Consider the following 24186-nt stretch of genomic DNA (forward strand, 5'->3'; position numbering starts at 1 on the left):
CTGGGTATCGCATGATGCGTTCTTCGCGGCATTCAAAGCGGATTCGGTTTTCCCAGCGGAGTTTCCACGAAAGGTCCGCCGATCAGCCAAGGACCCGGATCGGGGACGGCGGAAATGTCGGCGGCGAACTGTTCGGCATCGTCTTCGCTGCGGTAACCGAGCTCCTCGGCCTCGCGCAGGGAGACGACCGCGCGGGTATTGGCGGATACGCCCCAGATCACCCGGTACCCGGGCCGTTCGGCGGCCAGGCAGGCCTCGAACAGTCGCGCACAGTCGTTGGGGGACAACCACATCGACAGTCCGCGGGCATCATGCGGGCGTTCGAAACACGAACCGATCCGAATGCAGATCACGTCCATGCCGAAGCGGGAGTGATAGAGACTGCCCAGCGCCTCCACCGCCACCTTGCTGACGCCGTAATAGGTATCGGGCCGGGGCGCGGCGTCACCGGGGATGGGATCGGCGCCGACGGCGTGGAAGCCGACGGCATGATTGCTCGACGCGAGGACGACCCGCGGCACCCCGGCCTGCCGCGCCGCCTCCAGTACGGTGTGCGTGCCGTCGATATTGGCGGCCAGTACGTTGTCCCAGCTGTCTTCTCGGCTGATCCCGCCCAGATGGATGATCGCGTCCACCTCCCGGCACGCCGCGGCCATGGTGGCGGGATCGGTGAGTGATCCGGTGACGATCTCGACCCGTTCGCCGGATGTCGGCGCGGGGAGTTCGGTCAGATCCAGTAGCCGCAGTACGCGATCGGGGCGTCGCAGGCGCGGGCGCATCAGCGTGCCGATGCCGCCGGCCGCGCCGGTTATCAGAATTCGGTGATCATTCATGCGGCATCGGTCTCGCTCGCGTAAGCGAAAATATCCGCAGAGCCGTGGTTTTCGCACATGGTGTCCTCCTGTGGTGCGAGCGGAGTGTGGGATGGGTCACTCGCCGCTCGAACGTGTCAGAAGGTTATGGCGCAGAAATGATGCCTGTCCAACACCGTTTCTGTATCGACCGATGCTTTCAGGGCATCGGTTGTGGGCCGCATAAACGCGAATTGGGCGAGTGGCCAATTGTCCACTCGCCCAATCCGATTCGCGCTTACTTCGCCAGCTCGACGTCCGTCGCGCCGCGCTCCAGCTTGGAGTTCATCCGCGAGTATCCGAAGTACACCGCGAGTCCGATCACCAGCCACACCACGAACCGCAGCCAGGTCTCCCACGGCAGCGACCAGATCAGATAGACCGAGAAGCCGATGCCGATCAGCGGCACCACCGGCATCAGCGGCAGTTTGAACGTGCGCGGTTCGTCGGGCCGGGTGCGGCGCAGCACCATCACCGCGACCGAGACCACGATGAAGGCCATCAGAATGCCGATATTGGTCAGCTCGGCAACCACGGTGATATCGAGCAGACCGGCCATCGCCGCGGATCCGATGCCGACGATCCAGGTCACTCGGGTCGGCACCTTGCGGACCGGATGGGTCTTGGCGAACCACTCGGGCAGCAGTCCATCGCGGCTCATGGCGAACCAGACGCGGGTTACGCCGAGCATGAAGGTGAGCACAACGGTGACGATGCCGACAATGGCGCCGATCGCGATGATATTCGCGACGCCGGGCATGCCGACCGATTCGAAGGCGGTGGAGAAGCCGCTCGTCGGGCTGATCTCGGTGTACTTCTGCATACCGGTCAGTACCAGCGTGGCCAGCACGTACAGCACCATCGCGATGGCCAGCGAGTAGATGATCGCCTTGGGCAGATGCTTCTTGCCGTCGGTCGATTCCTCGGCGGCGGTGCTCATTGCGTCATAGCCGAAGACGGCGAAGAAGACGGTGGCCGCACCGGTCCAGACCGCGCCAGTGCCGAAGGGGAAGTACGGGGTGTAGTTGGAGCTGTCGATATGGAAGACGCCGAGCACGATGATCAGCACGACCAGTGCGACCTTGATGCCCACCGCGACGGTTTCGAAGCGGCCGACGCTCTTGATACCGCGCGATAGCAGCCAGGCGGTGCCCAGACAGAACAGCACCGCGAATACGTCGATGACATGGCCGTTACCGGTGCCGTGCGCACCCATCATCCAGTCGGGCAGTGTGACGTCGATCTGTCCGAGCAGGAATTTGAAGTATCCGGAGACACCGATCGCGACGACCGCCGCCACCGCGACGTATTCGAGCAGCAGATCCCAGCCGATGAACCAGCCCGCGATCTCGCCGAGCGAGACATAGCCGTAGGTGTAGGCGGATCCGGCCTTCGGGACCATCCCGGCGAATTCGGCGTAGCACAGCGCCGCGCAGGCGCTGGCGACACCGGCGATCAGGAATGAGATGAGTACCGAGGGACCCGTGACGGAGTGCGCAACCGAACCGGCGAGGGCGAAGATGCCCGCGCCGATGATGCCGCCGACGCCGATCGCCGTGAGCTGCCACAGGCCGAGCGACCGCTTCAGCTGCTCGTCGGCGGGTGTCTCCTCCTCGACTTGCCCGAGGGGTTTGCGGCGCAACATCTGGATGCGCAACTCCGCGAGGGACATGGGTCTTCCTTTCATCCTCTGCGATACGCGACGGTGCAGTAGCGCAGATCACATTCTGAGCAGCACTCAGCTAATCCGACCACGAAAGCGCTGTGATCGGCGAATTGGATAAATAAAGTTCGGCGGCCTTGTCCGACTGCACAGACAAGACCGCCGAGCGGAGCGTCAGCGCTGGCTGCCAGGGCGCAGCGAGCGCAGGAAGAACGCCATATTGGCGGGGCGTTCGGCGAGGCGGCGCATGAAGTAGCCGTACCACTGATCGCCGTAGGGCACGTAGACCCGGACGTGATGCTCGGCCTCGACCAGTCGGCGCTGTTCGGCGTCGCGGATGCCGTAGAGCATCTGGAACTCGAAATCGTCGGACTTGCGCGCGGTGGCCTTGGCGAATACGCCGGCGGCCTCGATGAGCGCCGGATCGTGGGTGGCGACCATCGGATAGCCGTCACCCTTCATCAGGATCCGCAGACAGTCCAGATAGGACTGGTCGACCTCGGCCTTGCCTTGGTAGGCCACCGACGCGGGTTCGCGATATGCGCCCTTGCACAGGCGAATGCGCGAGCCCGGACCGGAGAACTCCCGGCAGTCGGCCTCGGTGCGCCGCAGATAGGCCTGTAGCACGGTGCCGAGCGAGGGGAAGTCGGCGCGCAGTTCACGCACGATCGACAGCGTCGAATCGGTGGTGGTGTGGTCCTCGGCGTCGATGGTCACCTGTACGCCCGCATCGGCGGCGGCCGTGCAGATCTGATGGGCGTGCGCACGGGCGATCGCGTGACCGTCCTTGGGCAGGGATTGCCCGAGCGCCGAGAGCTTGAGCGAAACCTCCAGCGGCCCGACAGATCCGGTGTCCGAACTGCGCAGCAGCGATAGCAGCGCCAGATAGTGCGACACAGTACTGCGCGCCTGCTCGATATCGGTGGTGTCCTCGCCGAGATAGTCGACGGTGATATAGCGACCGGAATTCAGCAGAGTTTCGACGGCCGCCACCGCATTCGGCTCGGCTGCTCCCGCGACGAAGCGGTCCACCAGCTTCTTGGTGGTCGACATCCGCGTGACGGTGCGCTCGAGCCGCGGCGACCGCGAGGCCGCGAGCATGGCGGGGCGTAGCAGACCGGAGATTGCCATCAGTTCTCCTCGGGTGCCTGGTGCGGATAGGTGTGCTCGGTCGGCGGGACGAAGGTCTCCTTGATGGTGCGGGCCGAGGTCCAGCGCAGCAGGTTCTGCGGTGAGCCCGCCTTGTCATTGGTGCCCGACGCGCGGGATCCGCCGAAGGGCTGCTGACCGACGACCGCGCCGGTGGGTTTGTCATTGATATAGAAGTTGCCCGCGGCGAACCGCAGCCGCTCGGTCGCCGCGGCAACGGCGGTGCGGTCATCGGCGATGATCGCCCCGGTCAGGCCGTAGGCCGAACCGCCGTCGACCAGTTCGAGCGCTGATTCGAAGGATCCGGCGACGGCATCATCGTAGACGTGGATCGCCAGGATCGGGCCGAAGTATTCGGTGCTGAACGCCGCATCGGTGGGGTCGTCGCCGAGCAGGATGGTCGGGTCGACGAAGTAGCCGACGGAGTCATCGGTATGTCCGCCGGTCGCGATGGTGAGGCCAGGGGTGGCCTTCGCCCTGGCGATGGCATCGGCATTGCGGTCGAAGGCGCGCTGATCGATGACCGCGCCGCCGAAATGCGCGAAGTCGGTGACATCGCCGTAGCTCAGCGTGCCGACCTTATCGATGAGGTCGCGGCCCATCTTGCTCCACACCGACTTCGGGATGAACGCGCGCGAGGCGGCCGAGCACTTCTGGCCCTGGTAGTCGAAGGCACCGCGGATCAGCGCCGTGGTCAGCACATCCGGATCCGCGGAACTGTGCGCCAGCACGAAGTCCTTCCCGCCGGTCTCACCGACCAGTCGCGGATAGGTGTGGTAGTCGCCGATATTCGCCGCGACCGCACGCCACAGATGCTGGAATGTCCCCGTGGAACCGGTGAAATGGATGCCGGCCAGCCGCCGGTCGGCCAGCGCGACATCGGAGATCTTCGGTCCCGCGCCGTGCACCATATTGATGACACCGGGCGGCAGCCCCGCGGCCTCCAGCAGCTTCATCGTCCAATAGGCCGCCACCGCCTGGGTGGGCGACGGCTTCCACAGCACCGTATTGCCCATCAGGGCGGGCGCGGTCGGCAGATTGCCCGCGATCGCGGTGAAATTGAACGGAGTGATCGCATAGATGAAGCCCTCGAGCGGGCGGTATTCGACCCGGTTCCACACACCCGGGGTCGAAATCGGTTGGTCGGCCAGGATCTGCCGGGCGAAGTGCACATTGAAGCGCCAGAAGTCGATCAGTTCGCACGGCGCGTCGATCTCGGCCTGGTACGCCGTCTTGGACTGTCCCAACATGGTCGCGGCGGCAATGGTTTCGCGCCACGGGCCGGACAGCAGATCCGCGGCCCGCAGGAAGATCGCGGCGCGATCCTCGAACGAGAGCGCTCGCCAGCCGGGCGCCGCGGCGGTAGCGGCGGCGATCGCGTCCTCGACATCGCGGGCCTCGGCCGTGGTGAGGGTGCCGAGTACCGCGCCGTGGTTGTGCGGCTGCACGACATCGATGGTCTTGCCCGAGGTGCGCCGATGTTCACCGCCGATGACATGGTGGATCTCGGTCGGCGTGGCGGCGAGTTCGGTCAGCTTCGCCTGCAGACGGGCGCGTTCGGCGCTGCCCGGGGCGAAGCTGCCGACCGGCTCGTTGACCGGCTGGGGCGTGGACACGATGGCGTCCATGAGTCCTCCTTGCTGGTATATGAGGGTGAGCCGAAGTCAACACGGCAAAGCTGCCCGCAGAATCGGACAAGCGGACAAAGATGGAATAACCGTATTGGCGAGTCGTATGAAAGTGGGCGGTGGTCGTGGCTAGGAAAGGTGAGCTGGTGGCCGCAGACCTCGACCTGTTCGGACTGGCGCATATGCTGGCCCAGAATGCGGGCGGGATGGTCTCCATCGAGGACCCGCAATCGCATGTGCTGGCGTATTCGGCATCGGATCAGACGGCCGACCAGATGCGAGTGCTTTCGATCCTCGGCCGCGAAGGGCCGCGCGACTATCTGCGGGTGCTGCGCGAGTGGGGTGTATTCGATCGGCTGCGCAGTACCGACGAGGTCATCGATGTCCCGGCGCACGAGGAGCTCAATATCAAGCGCCGCCTGGTGGTGAGCATCCGCGCGCACGCCGAGGGGAGTGCGCCGCGGATGCTCGGCTCCATCTGGCTGCAACAGGGCGACCGGCCGTTCAAACCGGATGCCGCGGAAATCCTGCGCGGCGCGTCGGCCATCGCCGCCCGACTCATATCGCGCAGTCTGGATGCGCCGACCGGCGAGGCACTGCTGATCCAGCGGTTGTTCGGTACCGGCGGCGGCGCTGCCGATGTGCCCACCGTCGCCAATGCGCTGAACCTGCCGCTGACCGGTCCGGCCGCGGTGGTCGGATTCGCGCCGTCGCCCGGTGCGAACGCGCCGTCGCCCGCGACGCTCGGCAATATGCTTCGCTTGCGCGCCAGCTCATTTCGTGGCGATTCGGTCACCACCGTGCTCGACGACCGGGTCTATGTGCTGCTGCCGCAGTACCGATCCGCGGAAGCCGTGACCGCGTGGACCCGCCAGCTGGTCGAGCAGCTCGAATCGAAGCGCGCGCTCGAATTGCGCGCCGCCATCGCCTGTCCCGTTCCGGATCTGGCCCACGTCGCCGGTGCGCGCGCCGAGGTGGACCGGGTACTCGACAGCACCGCGGCGACCTACCAGAAAAACCGGGTGACCACGCTGGCCGAATCGCGCACCGCGGTGCTGCTCGGCGAAATCCTCGATCTCGTCGGTGACCGGCCGCATCTGCACGATCCGCGCCTGTACAAGCTGCTGGACTACGACCGGAAGCATTCGGCGAATCTGCGCGAGAGCGTCGAGACCTATCTGCGCGAACACGGCGACGTGCGCAATGCCGCGACGGCCCTGCAGGTGCATCCGAATACGCTGCGCTACCGGATCCGCCGCGTCGAAGAGATCATCGGGATGGACCTCGCCGACCCCGCCGACCGACTGCTGCTCGAACTCCAACTCGCACTGCACCGCAGTCGATCACCCGGCCCGGTGGTGCGCGGCGAGCGATGATTATCCGAGCTCCGGTTCGTCTGATCTGGTGACGCAGTAGTTACCGACCAAGGAGATCCGATGCGGAAAATCACCGCGGGACTGTTCATCGCACTCGACGGCGTCGTCGAGAACCCGCAGGACTGGCACTTCCCGTACTTCAATGAGGAGATGGCCACGGCCGTGGACCGTCAGCTCGGTGTGGCGGACACACTGCTGTTGGGGCGCAAGACCTATGACGGCTTCGCCGCGGCGTGGCCGGAGCGGGAACTCGCGGGCGATGTGGACGCCGAGATGGCCAAGCGGCTCGGCGACGCGCGCAAGATCGTGGTCTCGCATCAGGATCTCGCCTTCACCTGGCGCAATTCCGAGGTACTGAAGGGTGATCTGGTGGAGGCGGTCGCGGCACTGAAGAACGAGCCGGGCGAGACGCCCATCGGTATGAGTGGATCGGTATCTGTCGTCCGCCAGCTGCTCGAGGTCGGCTTACTCGACGAGTTGCATTTGCTGGTGCACCCGATCGCGGTGCGCAAGGGTCTGCGACTGTTCGAGGAGACCGACTCCGCGCTTCCGCTGCAACTGCTTTCCTCCGACACCTTCAAAACCGGTGTCGTACATCTGGTCTACGCGAAGGCGACGGCCGAAGGCACCGAAGGGTACGAGTACGCGAAACAGTTCCTGGGCCAGGAGGACAGCTAAGCCTCGATCCACGAACGTAATTGGGCTGTAGAGGTGTCTCGCGGAGGCTCACTACGGCCGGCCCCCTTCTCCCTGCCACGATCGCCTCGCGGACGAAGCGCTCGAATGCGGCCGGTTCCCGGCCGAGGACCTGCTGCACGCCGGTGTACGGAACGCGGAGCACCGCGTGCAGGATCTGCTCGACGTATGCCGGGATCGGTCGCCGACGGCGCGGTGGGCGATGGCGAGTTGTGGGTGGGCTCTCATGTGGTCATGGTCGTGGGCGCCTGTCGGTCACCGCCCGCGACCAGACCGTGGCACTATCGTCTGCGTTCATTCCGCATCGAGGACTTTGCTTGCGCGGCGGTAGTTCTCATTGCGCTCCGCACTTCCATTGCTACCGCCGTTGATCGTATGGGTGATCGCATCGATATCGGATTTATCCGCGTCGTCGTTCAAATCCTTGGAATCCCAATACCATCCCGCAGTGGCGAAGGCGTACTTCGGGTCTTTGGCCAAGTCGGGGTTTCCGACGAAATCGACCTCGAGAGCATCGCTTGCCTTCCGGTAGTTGGTGCGGCCGGTCAGCTGCAGGCCGCCTCGACCGTGGAAGCGGGCGCCGTCACCGGCCCGGTCGTTTCCGAGGTCCTTACGCGACCCGTAGTTCTGCTCGAAATAGGCCTTGCCACCGTATTCTTCGAGGGTCTTCAAATTGTCGGTCTCCACTCCGACCTGTGCGAGGAATGCGGCCGCCCGCTTGGGCGTGTCCATCCCGTAGTCGCGCATCGCCTGGTCGAGGAAGGGAAGGTACTTCTCCAGGGTGGACTTGGGTGTGTCGGGGAAGATCTGCTCGAGTTGGTCCAAGCTCACCGGGTTCATATGCCCGGCCCGCTCCGAGTTGCTTCCGATGATGTCGGCGAATTCGTTCTCCAGACGCACGACCCTCGTGACAATATCGGTCAACAGCGACATTTCCTCACTCGCAGTCAGCTTGCCCGATCCCGCGGAGGCAACCATCGAAGCCGCTTGCAGTACCAACCCCAGCAGTTCCGCCTCGTCCCGGATCTCCTTGGCCATCTTGGCGCTATCGCCTGCCACATCCCCGACTTTGCAGGAGAGCTTGGTATCCCGCTCTTTCAAACCCGCGGTCAGCTCCGACAGTTTTGCCGATTTCGTGTTGTAGTGCGCGGTTACTACGGACTTATTGGCCACATCGTAGAGGTTCGCCGCATCGAGCAGGGCCGTCAGATCAGGCAAATCAGCGGGGTTGCCGCTGCCGAGTTGGTCGACCATCAACCCAAACGCGGTTCGAGCGAACTCGACCGCGCGCTGCACAATGTTCGAAGCACCAGGCGGCGCGGCGAGCTTGTCGATCGCCGCGCGGGCATCCACCATAACCTGCGATACGGTCTGCTTCGGCGCTGTCGGCGGTAGCAGTCCATATCGTGCTCCCCCCCAAGGACGATCGGCGATCGGGTCGTACTGGGGGCCCATGCGCGGGATTGTCACACAACCCGCTCAATCCTTTCGGCCCTCGAGTCCCCAGTCATGGGCGGCGCACCTGGGCTCTAGGGGGTTCCGTACCTGATTTCGGCGCGGGTGATCCGCGCTGGCCCGGTCACGGTGGTCCCTCGTGGGCGTAGAGCAGGCATGAGCCGCGCCCGCCAACTGGCAAACCCAGGCCCCAGCATCTCCGTCTTGGGTGGCAATCAACACTCGCTCACGATCAGCGGATTACCCGCAGGCAGGGACCCGTCGGGATGCCAGGTCGGCGGCCTCTTCAAGCTGTCGCGGCGAGGGTGTCGTCGAGCCAGTCGTAGATGCGTGCTTGGGACAGGCGCATCGCGCCCGGGTGGCAGTGGGCGCCCGCGCCTTCCTCGGCGGTGAACACCATCAGGGTCTTGGGGCAGGTCAGGTGGTCGTAGAGCTGCTCGGGCTGGCCCTTGAAGAACTCGTCCTCGGCGGCGTCGCACACCAGGGTGGGGCACTGGATCCGCTCCGCGATGCCGTCGGCGAGGGTGTAGTCGAGGTAGGAGGCATTGAAGGCCCGAGGGGTGTCGACGCCCATGACGTACATGCCGTGGTTGATCGCCCAGCGGGCGGTTGCGTCAGTGGACATGAGCTGCCGGAGGGCGTCATCGAGTTCGGGGGCGGATTCCGCGCGCAGGATCCGTTCGGCTTCCTTGCGGTCGCCGGGGATGTTCCGCGTCGATATCTGGCCGAGGTCGTAGACGCCGTCGACGGCGATCAGCGCGGCCAGGCGGTGCTCGAAGGCCGCAGCCCTGGGGGCGAGGACGCCGCCCATGCTGATACCGACAAGTGCGATGCGGCTGTTGTCGACTTCCGGGATGGTCTCGGCGAAGTCGATCACGGGGGTGATGACGTTCTCCCAGTCCGGGCGGAAGACCATGCCCTGATGGTGGCGTGGTCCGGGCATTCCGGGGCCGTCGAAGACCAGCACGGTGTAGCCACGCTCGACGCCGGCCATGGCGCCGAAGAAGTGCAACTCCTCGGCGGTGCCGTCGAAGCCGTTGTGCATGATCAGGGTCGGCCGCGGGGTACTGGTGGTGTCGGCCCGGTAAAGGTAGCCGGGCAGGGTGGTGCCCTCGTAGGGGATGCGGACCGGCTCGATGATCGGGGTGAACAGCGCCGCCGCGGACTGGAAGCAGGCCACGCTGCGGTCGTAGGCGTGGTCGTGGCGGGGGTCGCAGGGTTGGCCGTGGAGGAAGAACTCGGCCGAGCGGTAGTAGTTGGAGGCCCGCAGGAAGCCGTCCCGCGCACTGACCGGGTGGCCGGCGTCCAGTGCCTTCTGCGCCTCGCCGGCCACGCGGTCGGCGGTGGCCAGCCACTCGGTGTACCAGCTGTCGTAGTCGCCCTCGACGATGCGCTCGCCGGTGGAGACCACCTCGCCGAAGTCGGCGCCGCCGTAGGCGATGTGGCTCATCGAGCGCAGGGTCTCGTACCAGAACTGGGGGTTGTTGGGGAACAGCAGCTGCTTCATCGTCCGTACTCTCCTCGGGCAGTAAGCACAGATCTGTGCTTGTGCAGAACTGTAGACCAGCCGAGGATCAATAAGCAAATATCTGTGCTTACGATGAGGGGGTGACTTCGAAGCAGCCGACCGCGCGCATCCGCAAGAGCCCTGAGCAGGTCCGCTCGGCCGTCCATCAGGCGGTCATCGACCTGCTGTCCGCACCCGGGGGCGCAGAGCTCACCATCCCCGCGATCGCTCAGCACGCCGGGGTCAACCACACCAGCGTCTACCGGCGCTGGGGCAGCCGTGAGGCGCTCCTGGCCGACGTAGTCACCACCCGCCTGGAACGAGACTGGCCACTAAAGGACACCGGCACCCTGCGCGGGGACCTCACCGCCTGGGCGCAGGCGGGGGTGGCGAGCATCCGCACACCCGAAGGCCGTCTCCTCGTACGAGCCGTCGCCCTGTCCATGCCGAGCAGTGCCGACGCACAGGCGGAACGCGCACAGCACTTCCAGCGCCGCCTCCACGCCATCGAGCGCATCCGTGAGCGGGCCGTTGCCCGCGGCGAGAACCCCCCACCCGTGGAGCAGATCCTCGACCAGCTAATCGCACCGCTCTACCTGCGGGCGATCTTCGGCATCGACCCGCCGGCCTCCGGCTACCCCGAACTCCTCGTGGACAGACTGCTCCGCAACACCGATGCGCCTGGCACAAGCTGAGTGTGGCGCGCACCTGAACCTCCGGCGCCTACTGAAGGCAGCACACGCCGCAGTCGTTACCGGTGGTCACCAATGTGAGCGCCAATACGCACCACCCTGGCCGCCCGCGGGCTGATCGCCCGTGCCTGGCGGCCCACCACCCTCGGACGGATGCACACCGTCACCCTCACACGCGAGGGCCGCGCTGCCGCCCGCGCCGGAATCAGCCTGCGCCGCCTATACCCGGCTGAGGAAACATAACCGCTGATTACCCACCCGGCCTCCTATCAGCCGACATCCCGAACTTCGTCGGATTTTCGGCGATTAGGAACCCTCTATGGCGTGACGATCGCGAAGTTCGGATCGGGGCGGTCGAAGAGGCCGTTGAGTTTCTGCAGGGCGGCGATATTGCCGTCGACCTTGATCTGGCCCTTGATGATCGCGTCGGCGACACTGCCGCCCGCGAGCATGGCGTTGGCGAATGTGGCGCGGGTCAGCGTGAGGGTGGCGTCGGGGGCGGGCAGACCGTCGTCGGGGGTTCGGGCGTAGTGGATCAGCACGCCATTGCGCAATTCGACGCGCTGCGTGCGGTTTTCGGCATCGGTGAAGCGCCAGTCGGTGGTGGCCTTGACGTCCCAGGCCTTGGGGCCGTTGACGAACAGTGAGATGGCATCGAAGGCCTGGTCGATGGTCAGTGCCGCCAGCATGCCCTGTGCGTTGGCCTTTGTGGGGGTGCCGAACGGTCCATTGCGCAGTTCGTGGGCGCCGCTGAGGTAGAAGTTGCGCCAGGTGGCGTTTTCCGCGCCGTACGCGAGTTGTTCGAAGACGCTGGCCTGCAGGTGTTTTGCCGTGGTGTTATCCGGATCGGCGAAGATCACGTAGTTGACCAGTTGCGTGGCCCACCGGTAATCGCCGGCGTCATAAGCCTTTTGCGCCTTCTTCAGCACCTCCTTCGCACCGCCCATGGCATCGACGTGCCGCTTGGCCGATTCGACCGGCGGATGTTCCCACAGATGTGCCGGATTGCCGTCGAACCAGCCCATATAGCGCTGGTAGATGGCCTTGACGTTATGGCTGACCGACCCGTAATAGCCATGGGTCGACCACTCCTTCGTGATCCCGGGCGGCAGCTGCAGCATTTCGGCGATCTCGCTGCCGACATAGCCCTGGTTCAACAGGCGCAGCGTCTGATCATTGAGGTAGGCGTACAGATCCCGTTGTACCGCAAGGAATTCCACGATCCGGTCGGTGCCCCAGACCGGCCAGTGGTGCGAGGAGAAGACCAGATCGGCATTGCGGCCGTACAGGTTGATCGACTCGGTGAGGTAGCGCGACCACACATGCGGGTCGCGCACCAGCGCGCCGCGCAGCGTGACGATATTGTGCAGCGTGTGGGTGGCGTTCTCGGCCATGCACAGCATGCGGCGGTCCGGAAAATAGAAGTTCATCTCCGACGGCGCCTCGGTGCCCGGCGTCAGCTGGAACACCATGCGCACACCGTCGACGACCTCCTCCTGGCCGGAGTGCGTGATATCGAGGGTCGGGTCGATCAGTGTCGTGGTGCCGGTCGAGGTGGTTTGGCCCAGGCCCGCACCGACCTGCCCCTTGGGGCCGCGGGGGAGGGCCGCGCCGTACATATAGGCCGCACGTCGGGACATCGCGGTGCCCGCGTAAATATTCTCGGCAACCGCGTGTTCGAGGAAGCCGGACGGCGCGAGCACCGGACAGCGCCCCGCCGCGACGTCCTCCCGGGTGGTGACGCCGAGCGCGCCGCCGAAGTGATCGACATGCGAATGCGAGTAGATGAGACCGGTGACCGGGCGATTGCCGCGATGGGCGCGGTAGAGCGCGAGTCCGGCGGCCGCGGTCTGGGTCGAGATCAGCGGATCGATGACCACTACGCCGGTATTGCCTTCGATCAGCGTCATATTCGACAGGTCGAGACCACGGATCTGGTAGCAGCCCGGTGCAATTTCGTACAGGCCCTGCTTGACCGTCAGCTGGGATTGCCGCCACAAGCTCGGATTCACCGACAGTGGACAGGGTTCACGCAGGAAGGCGTAGGAGTCGGTGTCCCACACCACCTTTCCGCTGGCGTCCTTGACCGCGCCGGGCTCGAGCGAGGCGATCCAGCCGCGGTCGGCGTCCGCGAAATCGGTGGTGTCGGAGAAGGGCAGCGTTGTGGCGACCCGCTTATTGGCATCGGCGATGTGATCGCTCGGATCGGTGGGTGCGGTGGCGGGGTTCACCTCATCGGAGTCGCCGCACGCGGTGAGACCGACGCCGACACCAGCCACCGCGAGTGCCGCCGCTCCGACCCCGAATACTCCGCGGCGCGACACCCGTGGTGTCCGGTTGTCGTCGTTGTCCTGGTGCTCGACCATCGTCTCTCCTGTCCGTCCTCGGCGAGCCCACCGTAACCACTATTGCAGCGTGACTGCAATAGTGGTTACGGTAGATGCCATACCAGCGGATGTGCTCATGGGGTCGCTGTGATCGGATGCGGATATGAATGAGAGCACTGCGGGCGCCCGACGCAGACGCAATCCGGAACAGACGCGCGCCGCGATTATCGCCGCGCTGCTCGCGGCGATTCAGGACGGCGAACTCGATCCGACCGGTAGGCGCATAGCGGCCAGGGCCGGGGTCTCCGAGCGCAGCATCTTCGTGCACTTTCCCGGACGCGATGACCTGCGGGTAGCGGTCGTCGAGGTGCAATCGGAACGGGTCGAGGCATTGATCGCGACGCCGGATCCGCGACTGCCACTGGCCGAGCGCATCGACGCGGTGGTGCGCCAGAGCGCGGCGATCTTCGCACTGCAGCGCAATCCCCGGCTGCTCGGGCTGCTCGAATCGCATACCGTGCCCGGAGTGGACGAGCGAATGCGGTTGACCGACCGGCGGATTCGCGATGCGCTGGCCCGTACGTTCGCAGCGGAACTGACCGTCGACGGCGGCATCGACGAGGAACTGCTCGATCTCGTCGACGCCGCCGTCGGTTGGCCGACCCGGCACCACCTCGTCGAACGCCGAGGCCGCTCGCAGGCCGAGGCGTCCGCGGCTATCCGCCGGACCTTGTTCGCGCTGCTGGGTTAGGCGTTGGCAGTGGCCTCGGCCTCCGGTTCGGGCGGAGCCTCGACCGTGCGCTTGGGTCCGGTGAACCAGTGCTTGGCCGATACCGCCCACCAGATACCGATCGCGCCGACCACCCCGACCAGGGTGATCGGTGCGTAATTGACAGTGTTCCAGGTGAATTCGCTGTTCCACGGGTAGCCGCGGTCATCGGTCGGCAGTATGAACAGCACACTGATCAATACGATCCAGACCAGGGCGATCACACCAACCGGTCGATACCAGGGACCGAGTTGCCAAGGGCCGGTATGGAATCGGCTGCCGTGCAACTGGCGCAGCAGAATCGGGATGCCATAGGCGATATAGAGGCCGATGGTGGCGACCGAGGTGGCCGCGGCGTAGGCGGTCGGCGCATTCACCGCGGGCACCAGCATCGAGGGAATCAACAGCACGAACGAGAAGAACGAGATGAACAGCACGGCGTGCACCGGTACCTTGCGGGCCGAAAGTCGCGACCAGTAGGCCGATCCCGGTACCGCGCCGTCGCGGGAGAACGCGAACAGCATGCGCGAGGCCGAGGTGACCGAGGCATAACCGCAGAACAGCTGCGCGATCGCGGCGATGATCAGCAGCAGACCCGACCAGAACGAATTCAGCGAGTTCTCCAGGATATAGATCACCGGATAGCCGCTGTTCTTGTTCGGATCCAACGCATCGTCGAGATTCGGAATGGCGAAGGTGACCGCCATGATGAGCAGATATCCGGCAACGGCGGAGACGATGATGGTATTGATGATGCCCTTGGCCGCCGTGCGCGCGGCGTCGTGGGTCTCCTCCGACATATGCGCCGAGGCGTCATATCCGGTGAAAGTGTATTGCGCGTGCAGCAATCCGAGCAGGAAGCTGAACGCCACGCCACCGAAGCCAACCGCGCTGTTGTCGACGGTCTCGGTGAAGACGAACCCGACGCTCTGATGGTGGCTCGCGCCGAAACCGAGCACGATGACGAAGATCGCCACGCCGCCGACATGCCACCAGGCCGAGATATTGTTGATCACCGCGGACAGGTGCGGGCCGATCGCGTTGAGCACGGCGTGCAGGATCAGGATCACGGTGAAGACGAGAAAGATTGCGGTGCGGTCGGTTCCGATGTCGATGCCGATGACGTTCAGCACCGCGGTGGTGAAGATCGCCGCACCGTAATCGATGGCGGCGGTCACCGCGATCTGGCCGATGAGGTTGAACCACCCGGTGAACCAGCCCCAGACCGGACCGCCCAACTCCGACGCCCACCAGTACAGACCGCCGGAAGTCGGGTAGGCCGAGGCCAATTCGGCCATTGCCAGCCCGACGAACAACACCATCACCGAGACCAGCGGCCAGCCCCATGCCATGGTGATCGGACCGCCGTTGGCCAGACCGATGCCATAGCTGGCCAAACCGCCGGTCAGGATCGAGACGATGGTGAAACTGATGGCGAAGTTGGAGAATCCGGACCAGGACCTGGCCAGTTCTTGTTTGTAGCCGAGTTCGGCGAGGCGACGTTCGTCGTCGGATGGTGCGTTGGCTTCGGTCATGATCGCTCCCGGGTGAAAACGCCGCCCTCATACAGCGTTTGCCAGAAACTAAGTGTGAAGTGAGCGCTGGTCAATCGCAGGGAAATATGGAAACCCGGCCGTAATTTCCCCGCAATCGTCCGCCGCCACCGCAATCCCCGGAATCCGTGATAGGCAGGACAGATGAAACCGATGCGCTCCTCCTATGACGTGGTGGTGGTCGGCGGTGGCCATAACGGGTTGGTGGCCGCCGCGTATCTGGCGCGGGCCGGGCGATCGGTGCTGGTGCTGGAGCGGCAGGAGCACACCGGTGGGGCCGCGGTCTCGGAGCGGGTGTTCCCGGGGGTCGATGCGCGATTGTCGCGGTATTCGTATCTGGTGAGCCTGCTGCCGCGCCAGATCGTCGAGGAGTTGGGTTTGCGATTCGCGACGCGACGCAGGCGGATCTCGTCGTATACGCCGGTCGGGGACGGCGGGTTATTGGTCGACACCGCATCCGAGGCTCGGACCAGGGACAGTTTTGTGCGGCTCACCGGATCCGATCGTGATTTCCGGGCATGGCAGCGGTTCTACGGCGCGACCGGTCGGCTCGCGCAACGGGTGTTCCCGACGCTGACCCAGCCATTGCCGTCGCGGTCGTCGCTCGAGCGGGTGGTCGACGATGCCACCACCTGGGCGGCACTATTCGAGCGGCCGCTTGGGGAGACGGTCGAGTCGACCTTCACCGATGACACCGTGCGCGGTGTGGTGCTCACCGATGCGCTCATTGGGACCTTCACCCATGCGCACGACCCGAGCCTGCGGCAGAACCGCTGCTTCCTCTACCACGTGATCGGCGGTGGCACCGGCGACTGGGATGTGCCGATCGGCGGTATGGGCGCGCTCACCGACGCACTCGCCGACGCGGCCCGCGCGGCCGGGGCCGAGCTGATCACCGGCAGCGAGGTGACCGAGGTCGAATCCGACGAGGTCACCGCGGAAGTGCGCTATCGGGACGGCGCGGTCGGCGCACGGCATGTGCTGGTCAACGCGGCACCACACGAGCTCACGCGGTTGCTCGGCGTCCCGGCGGAGCCGAAACCCGAAGGCGCGCAACTGAAGGTGAATATGGTGTTGCGGCGGCTACCCCGGCTGCGCGACATCGCGACCGATCCGCGCGAGGCTTTCGCGGGAACATTCCATATCGCCGAATCGTATTCGCAACTGGAACAGGCCTATCGCGAGGCCGCCGCCGGACGGATCCCGTCCGCCCCGCCGTCGGAGATCTACTGTCACACGCTGACCGATCCCTCGATCCTCGCGCCCGACTCCCGCATGCATACCCTCACACTGTTCGGATTGCACACTCCGGCAAGGCTTTTCGAGTCAGACCCGGAAGCGGCGAAGGTAATGGCGGTGAAAGCCGCACTCGCCCAACTGGATGCGGTACTCGCCGAACCTCTCGTCGACTGCCTCGCCGCGGACGAGTACGGCGCACCCTGTATCGAAGCGAAATCGCCACTCGACCTGGAGCGCGAGGTCGGCCTGCCCGGCGGCCACATCTTCCACCGAGACCTGGCCTTCCCGTACCGCACCGACGAAGCCGATACCCCTGCGGCTCGCTGGGGCGTGGCGACCGATGTGCCGAATGTCTTCCTCTGCGGTGCCGGCGCGGTACGCGGCGGCGGAGTCAGCGGTATCCCCGGTCACAACGCAGCCATGGCGGTCCTCGAAACGCGCTGACTACGTCGGCCCGGGGGAGTGTGCTGTCTGCGTCCACTGTGTGCGCAGTCCCACGGAACAGTTCAATGATGCTGATTCTGCATAACTTCCTCATTTTGGGCGTCTGGAATCGGATGTTCTGTGGCTGTTTTCGCTGGAGGATTCGTGTTTGTCCATGATGGATCCCGGTTGCGCCGTTCGGAATTCCCGCGTCTGATGCCCACTACTCGGCGGCGGCTCGCATCCCTCGAGCCGGTCTCCGATGTAATGCCGATCACATCAGGATTGATGCTCGAATAAGCCAATGGCAATTAATGAGCAAACGTTAACGATTGAGTCACGTTCAGTTCTCGTACAGCGGTTTTGCTGGGCTCGCTTCCCGATGTCCACCTTATGAGGAACAAAAGTATGTTGATGAGGAAATTCGCCGCGACCTCGGCGCTGCTGATCGCGGCGCTCGGTGCCACGGCCGGAACCGCTTATGCCGCACCCGAGTCCGACAGCGGTGCCGTGAACTACTCGGCCACCGCCACCCCGACCTCGACCATCATCAAGACCGAGGCCGGTTCGCTCGTTGACGAGAACGGTGTTTTCAAGATCAAGGCCGCTGACGGCACCACCCTTGCGGGCACCGAATTGTCCTTCCGGGTGGACGACTTCGTCTTTCCGATCGCCGCGGACATCCAGGATCGCACTGCGACGCTGACCCCGCAGTTCGATATGGCACACGCGGCCTACAAGCCGGTCGCGCTGCCCTTTGAGGACAAGGCTCCCTGGAAGTCCGAATACGACCGTGAGCAGGCCGCCTTCAACCGCATGAAGGACACCATCGCCATGGGCGCCACCATCGGCACCCTGGTCGGCGGTCTCGGCGGCGGCGCCATCGGCTGCGTCCTCGGCGGTATCGCCGGTGCGACCGTTGCCTCGGCGGCCATCGTCGGTCTGTTCGGTGCGTTCATCCCGGCCGCGGCCATCGGCTGCATCGGCGGCATCGTCGCCATCGGCGCACTCGGCACCATTGCCGGACAGCTGTTCGTCACCGCTCCGGTCGCTATTGCCGCCGCAGTCCAGTACTTCACCACGATCAATGCCCCATTCCAGGGTAAATGATCTGAATTCGAGGCTCCGACAAGCGGTTCTACGAACCGTGTGGACCTGACCGCAGAACAGCCCCCGGTGCTGTGAGAATAGCTCACTCGGCACCGGGGGCTGTAGCTTGCCGCCCCGTTGTCGGACCGCCACGTTGCCAGTCGTGAGATCACCGACAGCAGGTGATCCACTGCCGGGCAGCTCTGTCTGGAGGCCGGCGTCGTAGATGGTGCGGTGCGGCTGGCCGGCCCCCGCTCCGGTGGGCGGGCGCCGGATGGGGCGCCGATAGCCGCGGTCAGATGTCGATGGGTGCGCTCGTAGGCATCGCGCTCGAGGTCTTGCGCGCCGACCACTGGCATCTCCTCAGCGCAAGTGCGAAGCGTCCCGCGGGCGACTCGCACTCACCTACTCATTTTCGGAGCTGCATCCGCACCCCTCGAAGGAGCGACAGTGGACTGCTCGTCATGGGTTTCGTGTGCGGCGGCGATCGCATCTCCGTGTCTGTCGGCCCAATCTGTCAACGCCAACAGAGTCTGATAAAGCTCTCGGGCCATCGATGTCGCTTCGTATTCGGTCTTCGGAGGGATCGTCGGATAGACCGTCCGGCTCAGCAGGCCCTCGCGTTCGAGGTTGCGCAGAGTGAGTGTGAGCATTCGCCTACTGACACCGTCGATTTCGCGCTCGAGTTCGGTGAAGCGCATCGGTCGCTGGGTAATCAGCAGCAAGATACCGATAGCCCATTTGCCGCTGACTCGATTGAGGACTTTCAGAACGGAACACGCCTGGTCGAGCGAGGAGTCCGGCGAGTCACCTTCGGCGGCGACCATATCCACCTGCACAGGAACATCGTTGTGCCCCTGGAACATAAAAGTGCCTCCTTCCACCCGACCTGCCCGTGACAGATCATGCACTCAGTAGAAAATAGTGCACCATTACAGCGGAGGGTCTCCATGACCAACATCCAGGAATCGACGTACGAACCGGGCCGAGGAGCGTCCCCGACTCGACTGAGTACGCAACGGTTGGACAGTTTTCTCACTGATCATCGGATGGGAGCGCTGGCAACCATCAAACGCGACGGATATCCGCACCTGTCGACCGTTGCCTACCAATGGAATCCAGCCACACGCGTGATTTCGATCGGCTCGACAGCCGATCGTGTGAAAGTCCGCCAGCTCACCCGCGATCCACATGCCACGCTCTACGTGAGCAGCATGGATCATCTCACCTTCGCGGTAGCCGAGGGCACGGCGCAGATCTCTCCCGTCAGCACCGTCCCCGGGGACGCCACCGGCCGCGAAATGCTCGCCATGTTCCCCGAATTCGACAACCGCGACGATGCCCCGATCTTCCTCCAGAACATGGTCGAAGACAACCGACTGGTCATACGGCTCCAAGTCACCAGGCTTTACGGCGACACTCTCGCTGCCGAACTGCACGGATGAACGTAATCAGAGATCCGCTATAGGGCTACAGATCTCCCAGCATGAACGGCACATTGATCTTGCCGAGCACCACCGCGCCCGCGGCCGTCACTCGTGATACCGCAAGCGCGTCCTCGGCCGGAACATCGGTCTCGAGGCCCGGCACACCCCAGGTCGTGGGCAGCCCGGCGACATTGTAGGACTCCTTGACCGTCACCGGAATGCCGAGCAATGGCCGGTCCTCGCCGCGGGCACGCGCCTCGTCGGCATCGTGCGCGGCCACCCGCGCACGGTCGAAGTCCGGCACACAGATCGCGTTGGTCGCCTTGTCGTCGCTCTCGATACAGGCAATCGCCTCGTCGGTCAGGACCGATCCTGGCGACGGCAGCTGAACGTCCGGACACGCCGATTACCGGACGTGTCCGGTGGGAAGGGCGACCCGGCCGGGCTTTGCCGTCATCGACCCGGTCAGTGTGGAATGAGTCTGGAAGGGCGGGGCCCGGACCGCGACGTCAGGTGGGCTTCGATTACCTGCGCCACCTGGTAGGCGTGATCGGTCGGCTCGAGGAGCGGCAGGTATTCGACCGTGCGCGCCAGTGCCGGGAGATCGACGGCCAAGTACATCGCCATGAGCGGGTTCACGAACAGCTCCGTGCCGCGGGTGCGGTCGGTGGCTTGGACATCGCCGAATTCCCCGCGCAACGCGCTGGCGATCTGGGAGTGGACAATGCTTGGGCGCAAAGGTGTTTCGGCCAATGAGTGGACGACTGCCGCGAGATAGGCCGCGCCTTCCGGGCTGTCCAGCGGTATGGAGAGAGCTCCGAGGAACGCGTTCTGCCGTTGCAGCGCCGCGAGATTCTCCAGCACATGTGCGTGACAGACACCGTGATAAGCGTCGACGCCGAAACCGACCGACACCACCAGGCAGGCGATGTTGTCCAGCCCCGCCACGGCCGCGAGGCTGGTCATGTCCTCTTGCGGGGTGCCCAGGCCGGCCTCGTCGCCGCGCAACAGGATGTCTGTGCCACCATCCACCAATACGAGGGCGTCCACGTCGAGTTGCTCGACAAGTGCGGTATAGGCCGCGCGTAAGGGCCGGACACCGGATTTGGGGAACGCGTACACGACCGGCTCGCGACCAGTGATTGCCAGCCATCGCGCCAGGCTGCGTTCGGGGAAGTAATCATCATTGCCGACGGTTTCGGGATTGACGGCGGCGACTCCCGGCACCAGCCAGTCTTCAAGCGGGGTCCGGCGCAGGTCGCTGAACGACAGGTTCGCCAGATACACCTTTTTGCCGAGCCCTTCCAGTGCCACGGCGAGCGGCAGACCACCGTACACATCGAATCCACCGCCCGCCCCGGCGATCAGCACGTGCGAGGCGTCGCGCAGGCGAGTGAACAGCGGCGGCTCGGCCAAGTGATACGAACTCACCTCGCCATCATGGCCACGGCGACAACATGGCGCCAGAAGTCTTTATCCCCGCCCGCCGTTGCGCCGAATGTCGCACGTTCATGGCTCTCCCTATGTCAAGGGGCGGTTGGGAGTTCGGCGTTAGGCTGGTTTGCGGCGCCCGGATAGCCACCTGGCACCATGCTGCAGAGCGGGCACCCCGTACGCGGGGTGCCCGCTCTGCTGATTGGCCAGCCGAGAGTTCGCGGGAATCCAGGGAATGGTCGAGGAAATGGCGGTCGACCGACTGGCCACGATGCCCACTGATCACCGGTTGGACTCCGACCGGGCTAGCATGCTCAGGCTGTTCCAGAAACTCTGGAAGCAGAAGAGGATAGCGATGAACTTCGAAACCAAGCGTGTTCCGCGGATCGCCCTACTCTCCGCAATGGCCGGTGCCGCAATGCTGATCGGCGCTGGCACCGCCGCCGCCGATGACTGGCCCTCGGACGGCGGCGCATTCGAGGTATATGAGACCAAGAATTTCGCGGTCCAATCCGACCCCGACTACTGGAACCCCCTCTCCGACCGAAACCGCCTGACCTCCCCCTACGGCACCAACACCCGCATCGTCTGCACCAGCTTCCATGGCGTACAACAGGATTGCTGGCAAGCCGACCCCAACGGCAACCCCCACAAACTCACCACCGCCCCCCTCGACGTCCCCTACGCCGGCTCCAGCGGAACCGGCCACTTCCCCCCCAAACACTACATCTACCCCAGCTAACCCAGCCCTAGTCGCGAGAATGCGCTGATGCAGGTTGCTCTCGACGTTTACCTGCATCAGCGCATGGTGATCGACTGTCCAACGGGGTATTTGCGCGGGTGAATTGGGTTTGTTGGCAAGGGAGTTCGTGGGGTTGGTTTTGTGGGGGGCCAACCGGTAGTTGAGGAGTTCGCGCTGTGGAGTTGCGGCAGTTGCGGTATTTCGTCACTGTGGCTGAGGAATTGCATTTCGGGCGGGCGGCTGAGCGGCTGCATATTGCCCAGCCTGCGGTGAGTCAGCAGGTGCGGCGGCTGGAGCGGGAGTTGAAGGTCCAGTTGCTGGATCGGTCACCGCGGCGGGTGCGGCTGACGGAGGCTGGGGTGCGGTTTCTGCCCGCGGCGAGGAGTGTGCTGAGCGCGGCCGATCAGGCTCGGGCATCGGTGGCCGATCTGGCCGGTGCGCGGGCGGAGGTATTCCGGCTGGGCACGGTGACCGGGCTGGGTGCGCGGCTGGACACCATCCTGGATGCCTTTGCCGAGCGCCTTCCGCAGGTGCGGATCGAGTTGGTCACCCTGCCGGTGCGTGAGCGATTGGCGCAGGTGGCCGACGGTCGACTCGATGCCGCCTTCGTGCGCGCGCCCGCCATCGAGGACACCGCCGACCTGGAGTATCTGCACGCGTGGGACGACCAGCTCGTCGCGGCTCTGCCCGCCCGGCACCCGCTGGCGGCGCAGGAGACGGTGCGATTGGCCGATTTGGCGTCGGTGCCACTGCGGATGACCGAGCGGCGCAATCATCCAGCGCTGGTGGATCTGGTGCTGATGTCTTGTCAGCGTGCGGGTTTCGAGCCGGTGCCGGCGCCGACCGCGACCACCCTGCAGGACAATTTGGCCGCGATCGGCACCGCCGCGGCCATGTGGACAGTGATCTACGCCGCCAACGCCGACCAGGTGCACAACCCCCGGGTGGTCTTCCGGCCGTTCGCGGACGGTGGCATGAGCCTGCCGATCGCCGTGGCCCTGCGTGCGGGAACCGATGCCCCCGGTTCGGAGCTACTTCGGACGCTCCTACCGGCGGAAAGCGCGCGGTACCTCGAACAATAAGGACTCGTTATCGCTGTGCGAACGAACTGACCCTTGGTCGATGATCTTCGATCGGGTGAACTGATGACAGGCCGCCGAACCGGGCGGGAACCCACAGTGGAAAGCCCGGATGTGGTCTGTCCCAACCCTTTTCAGTGAGGAGAGTCAGTCATGCCCATTGTCACCGTGCAGCAGGGCCCGCGCACCGTCGAACTCAAGCGGGATCTGGTCCGCCGGATCACCGATGCCTTCGTCGACGCCTACCGGATTCCCGCCGAGACTGTGCAGGTCTGGATCCACGAGACGCCCGCCGACAGCTGGGGTGCGGCCGGGCAGTTGACCGCCGATAAGAAATAGCCGACCGAGGGACGCCGATGCCCGGCCGATACCGTCGCGGTTATGCAGATGAAGCATGAACGTCCGTGGCGGTTGCCGGTCGGGCCGACGGTGCTGGTCTTGCTGTCGGCCGGAGCGGGTGCGACGGATGGGTTGGTATTCACCGAGCTGGGCAACGTGTTCGCCAGCGTGTTGACCGGCAATCTGGTGCTGCTCGGTGCGGCCCTCGGTATATCCGGCATCGAGTTGACACCGCCGCTGGTGGTTCTCGTCAGCTATTTCGTCGGTGTCGCGGCGGCGGCGCGCTGGTGTCGCGCCATGCCTGCGGGGCCGCTGCGCATCGCACGTCTGCGTCACTGTCTGGCGGGCGAGGCGGCATTGATGGTCGTGCTAGCCGCGGTTGCCGTATTCGCCGGTGCGGTCGGTGTCGTTCGCCTGCTGCTGCTCGGTGCGGCCGCGCTGGCGATGGGTGTCCAGTCGGCCGCTGTCCTTATTATTGATCGCCGATCGCCCACGACCTACATGACCAGCACCTTCACCGGTCTCGTCAGCGATCTTGTCGCCGCCCGCCGCATCGAACCGCTCGCCGTCGCCCGTATCGCCGCCGTGGTACTCGGCGCCGCCGTCGCAGTGGCACTCTATTCGGTAAGTGCCCATTGGGGTTTCGTCATTCCCGCCGCGTTGATCGCAGCCGCGGCCGGTCTCGCCTATACCCACTGGTGGCTCGAGGGCGCGCTACCGGCCATATCGACGTCGGACGAATAGTCAC

The 24186-nt window shown here is 65.0% G+C and carries 21 protein-coding genes and 1 pseudogene; 11 read left to right on the forward strand and 11 right to left on the reverse strand.

Annotation, left to right across the window (positions count from 1 at the left end; translation table 11 throughout):
• Positions 1 to 32: 32 nt before the first annotated feature.
• The 4 genes from ABZ293_RS14690 to pruA form a co-directional block, all read right to left on the reverse strand.
• Positions 33 to 833: an NAD(P)-dependent oxidoreductase gene (locus tag ABZ293_RS14690; protein ID WP_355180705.1), complete on the reverse strand. Its 801-nt coding sequence runs from the start codon at positions 831 to 833 to the stop codon at positions 33 to 35.
• Positions 834 to 1089: 256 nt separating this feature from the next.
• Complete coding sequence (locus ABZ293_RS14695) at positions 1090 to 2523, reverse strand: amino acid permease (RefSeq protein WP_355180707.1); 1434 nt, start codon at positions 2521 to 2523, stop codon at positions 1090 to 1092.
• A gap of 165 nt (positions 2524 to 2688) precedes the next feature.
• The gene (locus tag ABZ293_RS14700) at positions 2689 to 3645 is read right to left on the reverse strand and encodes a proline dehydrogenase family protein (RefSeq protein ID WP_355180709.1); all 957 of its coding nucleotides are present in this window, start codon (positions 3643 to 3645) and stop codon (positions 2689 to 2691) included.
• Complete coding sequence (gene pruA / locus ABZ293_RS14705) at positions 3645 to 5291, reverse strand: L-glutamate gamma-semialdehyde dehydrogenase (RefSeq protein WP_355180711.1); 1647 nt, start codon at positions 5289 to 5291, stop codon at positions 3645 to 3647. Before pruA ends, ABZ293_RS14700 begins: the two co-directional genes overlap by 1 nt.
• Before the next feature lie 140 nt (positions 5292 to 5431).
• Here pruA and ABZ293_RS14710 point away from each other — a divergent pair.
• Both ABZ293_RS14710 and ABZ293_RS14715 read left to right on the forward strand, forming a co-directional pair.
• A pseudogene (locus ABZ293_RS14710) lies at positions 5432 to 6667 on the forward strand (helix-turn-helix domain-containing protein); the annotation flags it as partial.
• Positions 6668 to 6727: 60 nt separating this feature from the next.
• Complete coding sequence (locus tag ABZ293_RS14715; RefSeq protein ID WP_355180713.1) at positions 6728 to 7345, forward strand: dihydrofolate reductase family protein; 618 nt, start codon at positions 6728 to 6730, stop codon at positions 7343 to 7345.
• 312 nt (positions 7346 to 7657) lie between these two features.
• Here the strand turns inward: ABZ293_RS14715 and ABZ293_RS14720 are convergent, their stop codons facing one another.
• Positions 7658 to 8818, reverse strand: a complete 1161-nt coding sequence (locus ABZ293_RS14720) for a glycoside hydrolase family 19 protein (protein ID WP_355180715.1) — start codon at positions 8816 to 8818, stop codon at positions 7658 to 7660.
• A 286-nt stretch (positions 8819 to 9104) separates the two neighbouring features.
• Entirely contained in the window at positions 9105 to 10325 is a 1221-nt protein-coding gene (locus ABZ293_RS14725; protein ID WP_355180716.1) for an alpha/beta fold hydrolase, read from the reverse strand.
• Positions 10326 to 10426: 101 nt separating this feature from the next.
• On the opposite strand from ABZ293_RS14725, the gene ABZ293_RS14730 reads away from it, so the two are divergent.
• The gene (locus ABZ293_RS14730; RefSeq protein ID WP_355180717.1) at positions 10427 to 11020 is read left to right on the forward strand and encodes a TetR/AcrR family transcriptional regulator; all 594 of its coding nucleotides are present in this window, start codon (positions 10427 to 10429) and stop codon (positions 11018 to 11020) included.
• A gap of 314 nt (positions 11021 to 11334) precedes the next feature.
• On the opposite strand, the gene ABZ293_RS14735 is transcribed toward ABZ293_RS14730, so the two are convergent.
• On the reverse strand, positions 11335 to 13383 hold the full coding sequence (locus tag ABZ293_RS14735) for an alkyl sulfatase dimerization domain-containing protein (protein WP_355180718.1): 2049 nt from the start codon (positions 13381 to 13383) through the stop codon (positions 11335 to 11337).
• Positions 13384 to 13507: 124 nt separating this feature from the next.
• Here ABZ293_RS14735 and ABZ293_RS14740 point away from each other — a divergent pair, with 124 nt between their 5' ends.
• Positions 13508 to 14095 (forward strand): TetR/AcrR family transcriptional regulator, encoded by a 588-nt coding sequence (locus ABZ293_RS14740; protein ID WP_355180720.1) that lies wholly within the window; start codon positions 13508 to 13510, stop codon positions 14093 to 14095.
• On the opposite strand, the gene ABZ293_RS14745 is transcribed toward ABZ293_RS14740, so the two are convergent.
• Positions 14092 to 15648 carry an amino acid permease gene (locus tag ABZ293_RS14745; protein WP_355180722.1) on the reverse strand — a complete coding sequence of 519 codons (1557 nt, stop codon included), beginning with the start codon at positions 15646 to 15648 and terminating at the stop codon, positions 14092 to 14094. The genes ABZ293_RS14740 and ABZ293_RS14745 overlap by 4 nt on opposite strands.
• Before the next feature lie 162 nt (positions 15649 to 15810).
• Between ABZ293_RS14745 and ABZ293_RS14750 the strand changes: the two genes are divergently transcribed.
• Both ABZ293_RS14750 and ABZ293_RS14755 read left to right on the forward strand, forming a co-directional pair.
• Positions 15811 to 17349, forward strand: coding sequence for an NAD(P)/FAD-dependent oxidoreductase (locus ABZ293_RS14750; protein ID WP_355180724.1), 1539 nt, complete (start codon positions 15811 to 15813; stop codon positions 17347 to 17349).
• A 387-nt stretch (positions 17350 to 17736) separates the two neighbouring features.
• Positions 17737 to 18438: a hypothetical protein gene (locus ABZ293_RS14755; protein ID WP_355180726.1), complete on the forward strand. Its 702-nt coding sequence runs from the start codon at positions 17737 to 17739 to the stop codon at positions 18436 to 18438.
• 380 nt (positions 18439 to 18818) lie between these two features.
• Here ABZ293_RS14755 and ABZ293_RS14760 read toward each other — a convergent pair whose 3' ends face one another.
• Complete coding sequence (locus tag ABZ293_RS14760) at positions 18819 to 19283, reverse strand: helix-turn-helix domain-containing protein (RefSeq protein ID WP_355180727.1); 465 nt, start codon at positions 19281 to 19283, stop codon at positions 18819 to 18821.
• 84 nt (positions 19284 to 19367) lie between these two features.
• On the opposite strand from ABZ293_RS14760, the gene ABZ293_RS14765 reads away from it, so the two are divergent.
• On the forward strand, positions 19368 to 19862 hold the full coding sequence (locus tag ABZ293_RS14765; protein ID WP_355180729.1) for a TIGR03618 family F420-dependent PPOX class oxidoreductase: 495 nt from the start codon (positions 19368 to 19370) through the stop codon (positions 19860 to 19862).
• A gap of 25 nt (positions 19863 to 19887) precedes the next feature.
• Here ABZ293_RS14765 and ABZ293_RS14770 read toward each other — a convergent pair whose 3' ends face one another.
• Together ABZ293_RS14770 and ABZ293_RS14775 are read right to left on the reverse strand one after the other, a co-directional pair.
• Positions 19888 to 20229 (reverse strand): amidase family protein, encoded by a 342-nt coding sequence (locus ABZ293_RS14770; RefSeq protein WP_355180795.1) that lies wholly within the window; start codon positions 20227 to 20229, stop codon positions 19888 to 19890.
• 80 nt (positions 20230 to 20309) lie between these two features.
• Positions 20310 to 21275, reverse strand: coding sequence for a DUF1152 domain-containing protein (locus tag ABZ293_RS14775; RefSeq protein WP_355180731.1), 966 nt, complete (start codon positions 21273 to 21275; stop codon positions 20310 to 20312).
• A 358-nt stretch (positions 21276 to 21633) separates the two neighbouring features.
• Here ABZ293_RS14775 and ABZ293_RS14780 point away from each other — a divergent pair, with 358 nt between their 5' ends.
• From ABZ293_RS14780 to ABZ293_RS14795, 4 genes are all read left to right on the forward strand, one after another.
• Positions 21634 to 22020: a hypothetical protein gene (locus tag ABZ293_RS14780; RefSeq protein ID WP_355180733.1), complete on the forward strand. Its 387-nt coding sequence runs from the start codon at positions 21634 to 21636 to the stop codon at positions 22018 to 22020.
• 176 nt (positions 22021 to 22196) lie between these two features.
• Entirely contained in the window at positions 22197 to 23102 is a 906-nt protein-coding gene (locus ABZ293_RS14785) for a LysR substrate-binding domain-containing protein (RefSeq protein ID WP_355180735.1), read from the forward strand.
• A 150-nt stretch (positions 23103 to 23252) separates the two neighbouring features.
• Positions 23253 to 23438 carry a 4-oxalocrotonate tautomerase DmpI gene (dmpI, locus tag ABZ293_RS14790; protein WP_354950967.1) on the forward strand — a complete coding sequence of 62 codons (186 nt, stop codon included), beginning with the start codon at positions 23253 to 23255 and terminating at the stop codon, positions 23436 to 23438.
• Positions 23439 to 23480: 42 nt separating this feature from the next.
• On the forward strand, positions 23481 to 24182 hold the full coding sequence (locus tag ABZ293_RS14795; protein ID WP_355180737.1) for a YoaK family protein: 702 nt from the start codon (positions 23481 to 23483) through the stop codon (positions 24180 to 24182).
• The last annotated feature ends 4 nt before the right edge of the window (positions 24183 to 24186 follow it).

This window comes from Nocardia sp. NPDC005998 (assembly GCF_040614395.1).
Lineage (GTDB): Bacteria > Actinomycetota > Actinomycetes > Mycobacteriales > Mycobacteriaceae > Nocardia.

Coding starts and splice junctions, on each gene's coding strand:
- ABZ293_RS14755 (WP_355180726.1), top strand. CDS start 17,737: ATGTTGATGAGGAAATTCGCCGCGACCTCGGCGCTGCTGATCGCGGCG.
- ABZ293_RS14740 (WP_355180720.1), top strand. CDS start 13,508: ATGAATGAGAGCACTGCGGGCGCCCGACGCAGACGCAATCCGGAACAG.
- ABZ293_RS14760 (WP_355180727.1), bottom strand. CDS start 19,283: ATGTTCCAGGGGCACAACGATGTTCCTGTGCAGGTGGATATGGTCGCC.
- ABZ293_RS14795 (WP_355180737.1), top strand. CDS start 23,481: ATGCAGATGAAGCATGAACGTCCGTGGCGGTTGCCGGTCGGGCCGACG.
- ABZ293_RS14725 (WP_355180716.1), bottom strand. CDS start 10,325: ATGAAGCAGCTGCTGTTCCCCAACAACCCCCAGTTCTGGTACGAGACC.
- ABZ293_RS14765 (WP_355180729.1), top strand. CDS start 19,368: ATGACCAACATCCAGGAATCGACGTACGAACCGGGCCGAGGAGCGTCC.
- ABZ293_RS14750 (WP_355180724.1), top strand. CDS start 15,811: ATGAAACCGATGCGCTCCTCCTATGACGTGGTGGTGGTCGGCGGTGGC.
- ABZ293_RS14695 (WP_355180707.1), bottom strand. CDS start 2,523: ATGTCCCTCGCGGAGTTGCGCATCCAGATGTTGCGCCGCAAACCCCTC.
- ABZ293_RS14780 (WP_355180733.1), top strand. CDS start 21,634: ATGAACTTCGAAACCAAGCGTGTTCCGCGGATCGCCCTACTCTCCGCA.
- ABZ293_RS14715 (WP_355180713.1), top strand. CDS start 6,728: ATGCGGAAAATCACCGCGGGACTGTTCATCGCACTCGACGGCGTCGTC.
- dmpI (WP_354950967.1), top strand. CDS start 23,253: ATGCCCATTGTCACCGTGCAGCAGGGCCCGCGCACCGTCGAACTCAAG.
- ABZ293_RS14720 (WP_355180715.1), bottom strand. CDS start 8,818: ATGGGCCCCCAGTACGACCCGATCGCCGATCGTCCTTGGGGGGGAGCA.
- ABZ293_RS14735 (WP_355180718.1), bottom strand. CDS start 13,383: ATGGTCGAGCACCAGGACAACGACGACAACCGGACACCACGGGTGTCG.
- pruA (WP_355180711.1), bottom strand. CDS start 5,291: ATGGACGCCATCGTGTCCACGCCCCAGCCGGTCAACGAGCCGGTCGGC.
- ABZ293_RS14745 (WP_355180722.1), bottom strand. CDS start 15,648: ATGACCGAAGCCAACGCACCATCCGACGACGAACGTCGCCTCGCCGAA.
- ABZ293_RS14700 (WP_355180709.1), bottom strand. CDS start 3,645: ATGGCAATCTCCGGTCTGCTACGCCCCGCCATGCTCGCGGCCTCGCGG.
- ABZ293_RS14690 (WP_355180705.1), bottom strand. CDS start 833: ATGAATGATCACCGAATTCTGATAACCGGCGCGGCCGGCGGCATCGGC.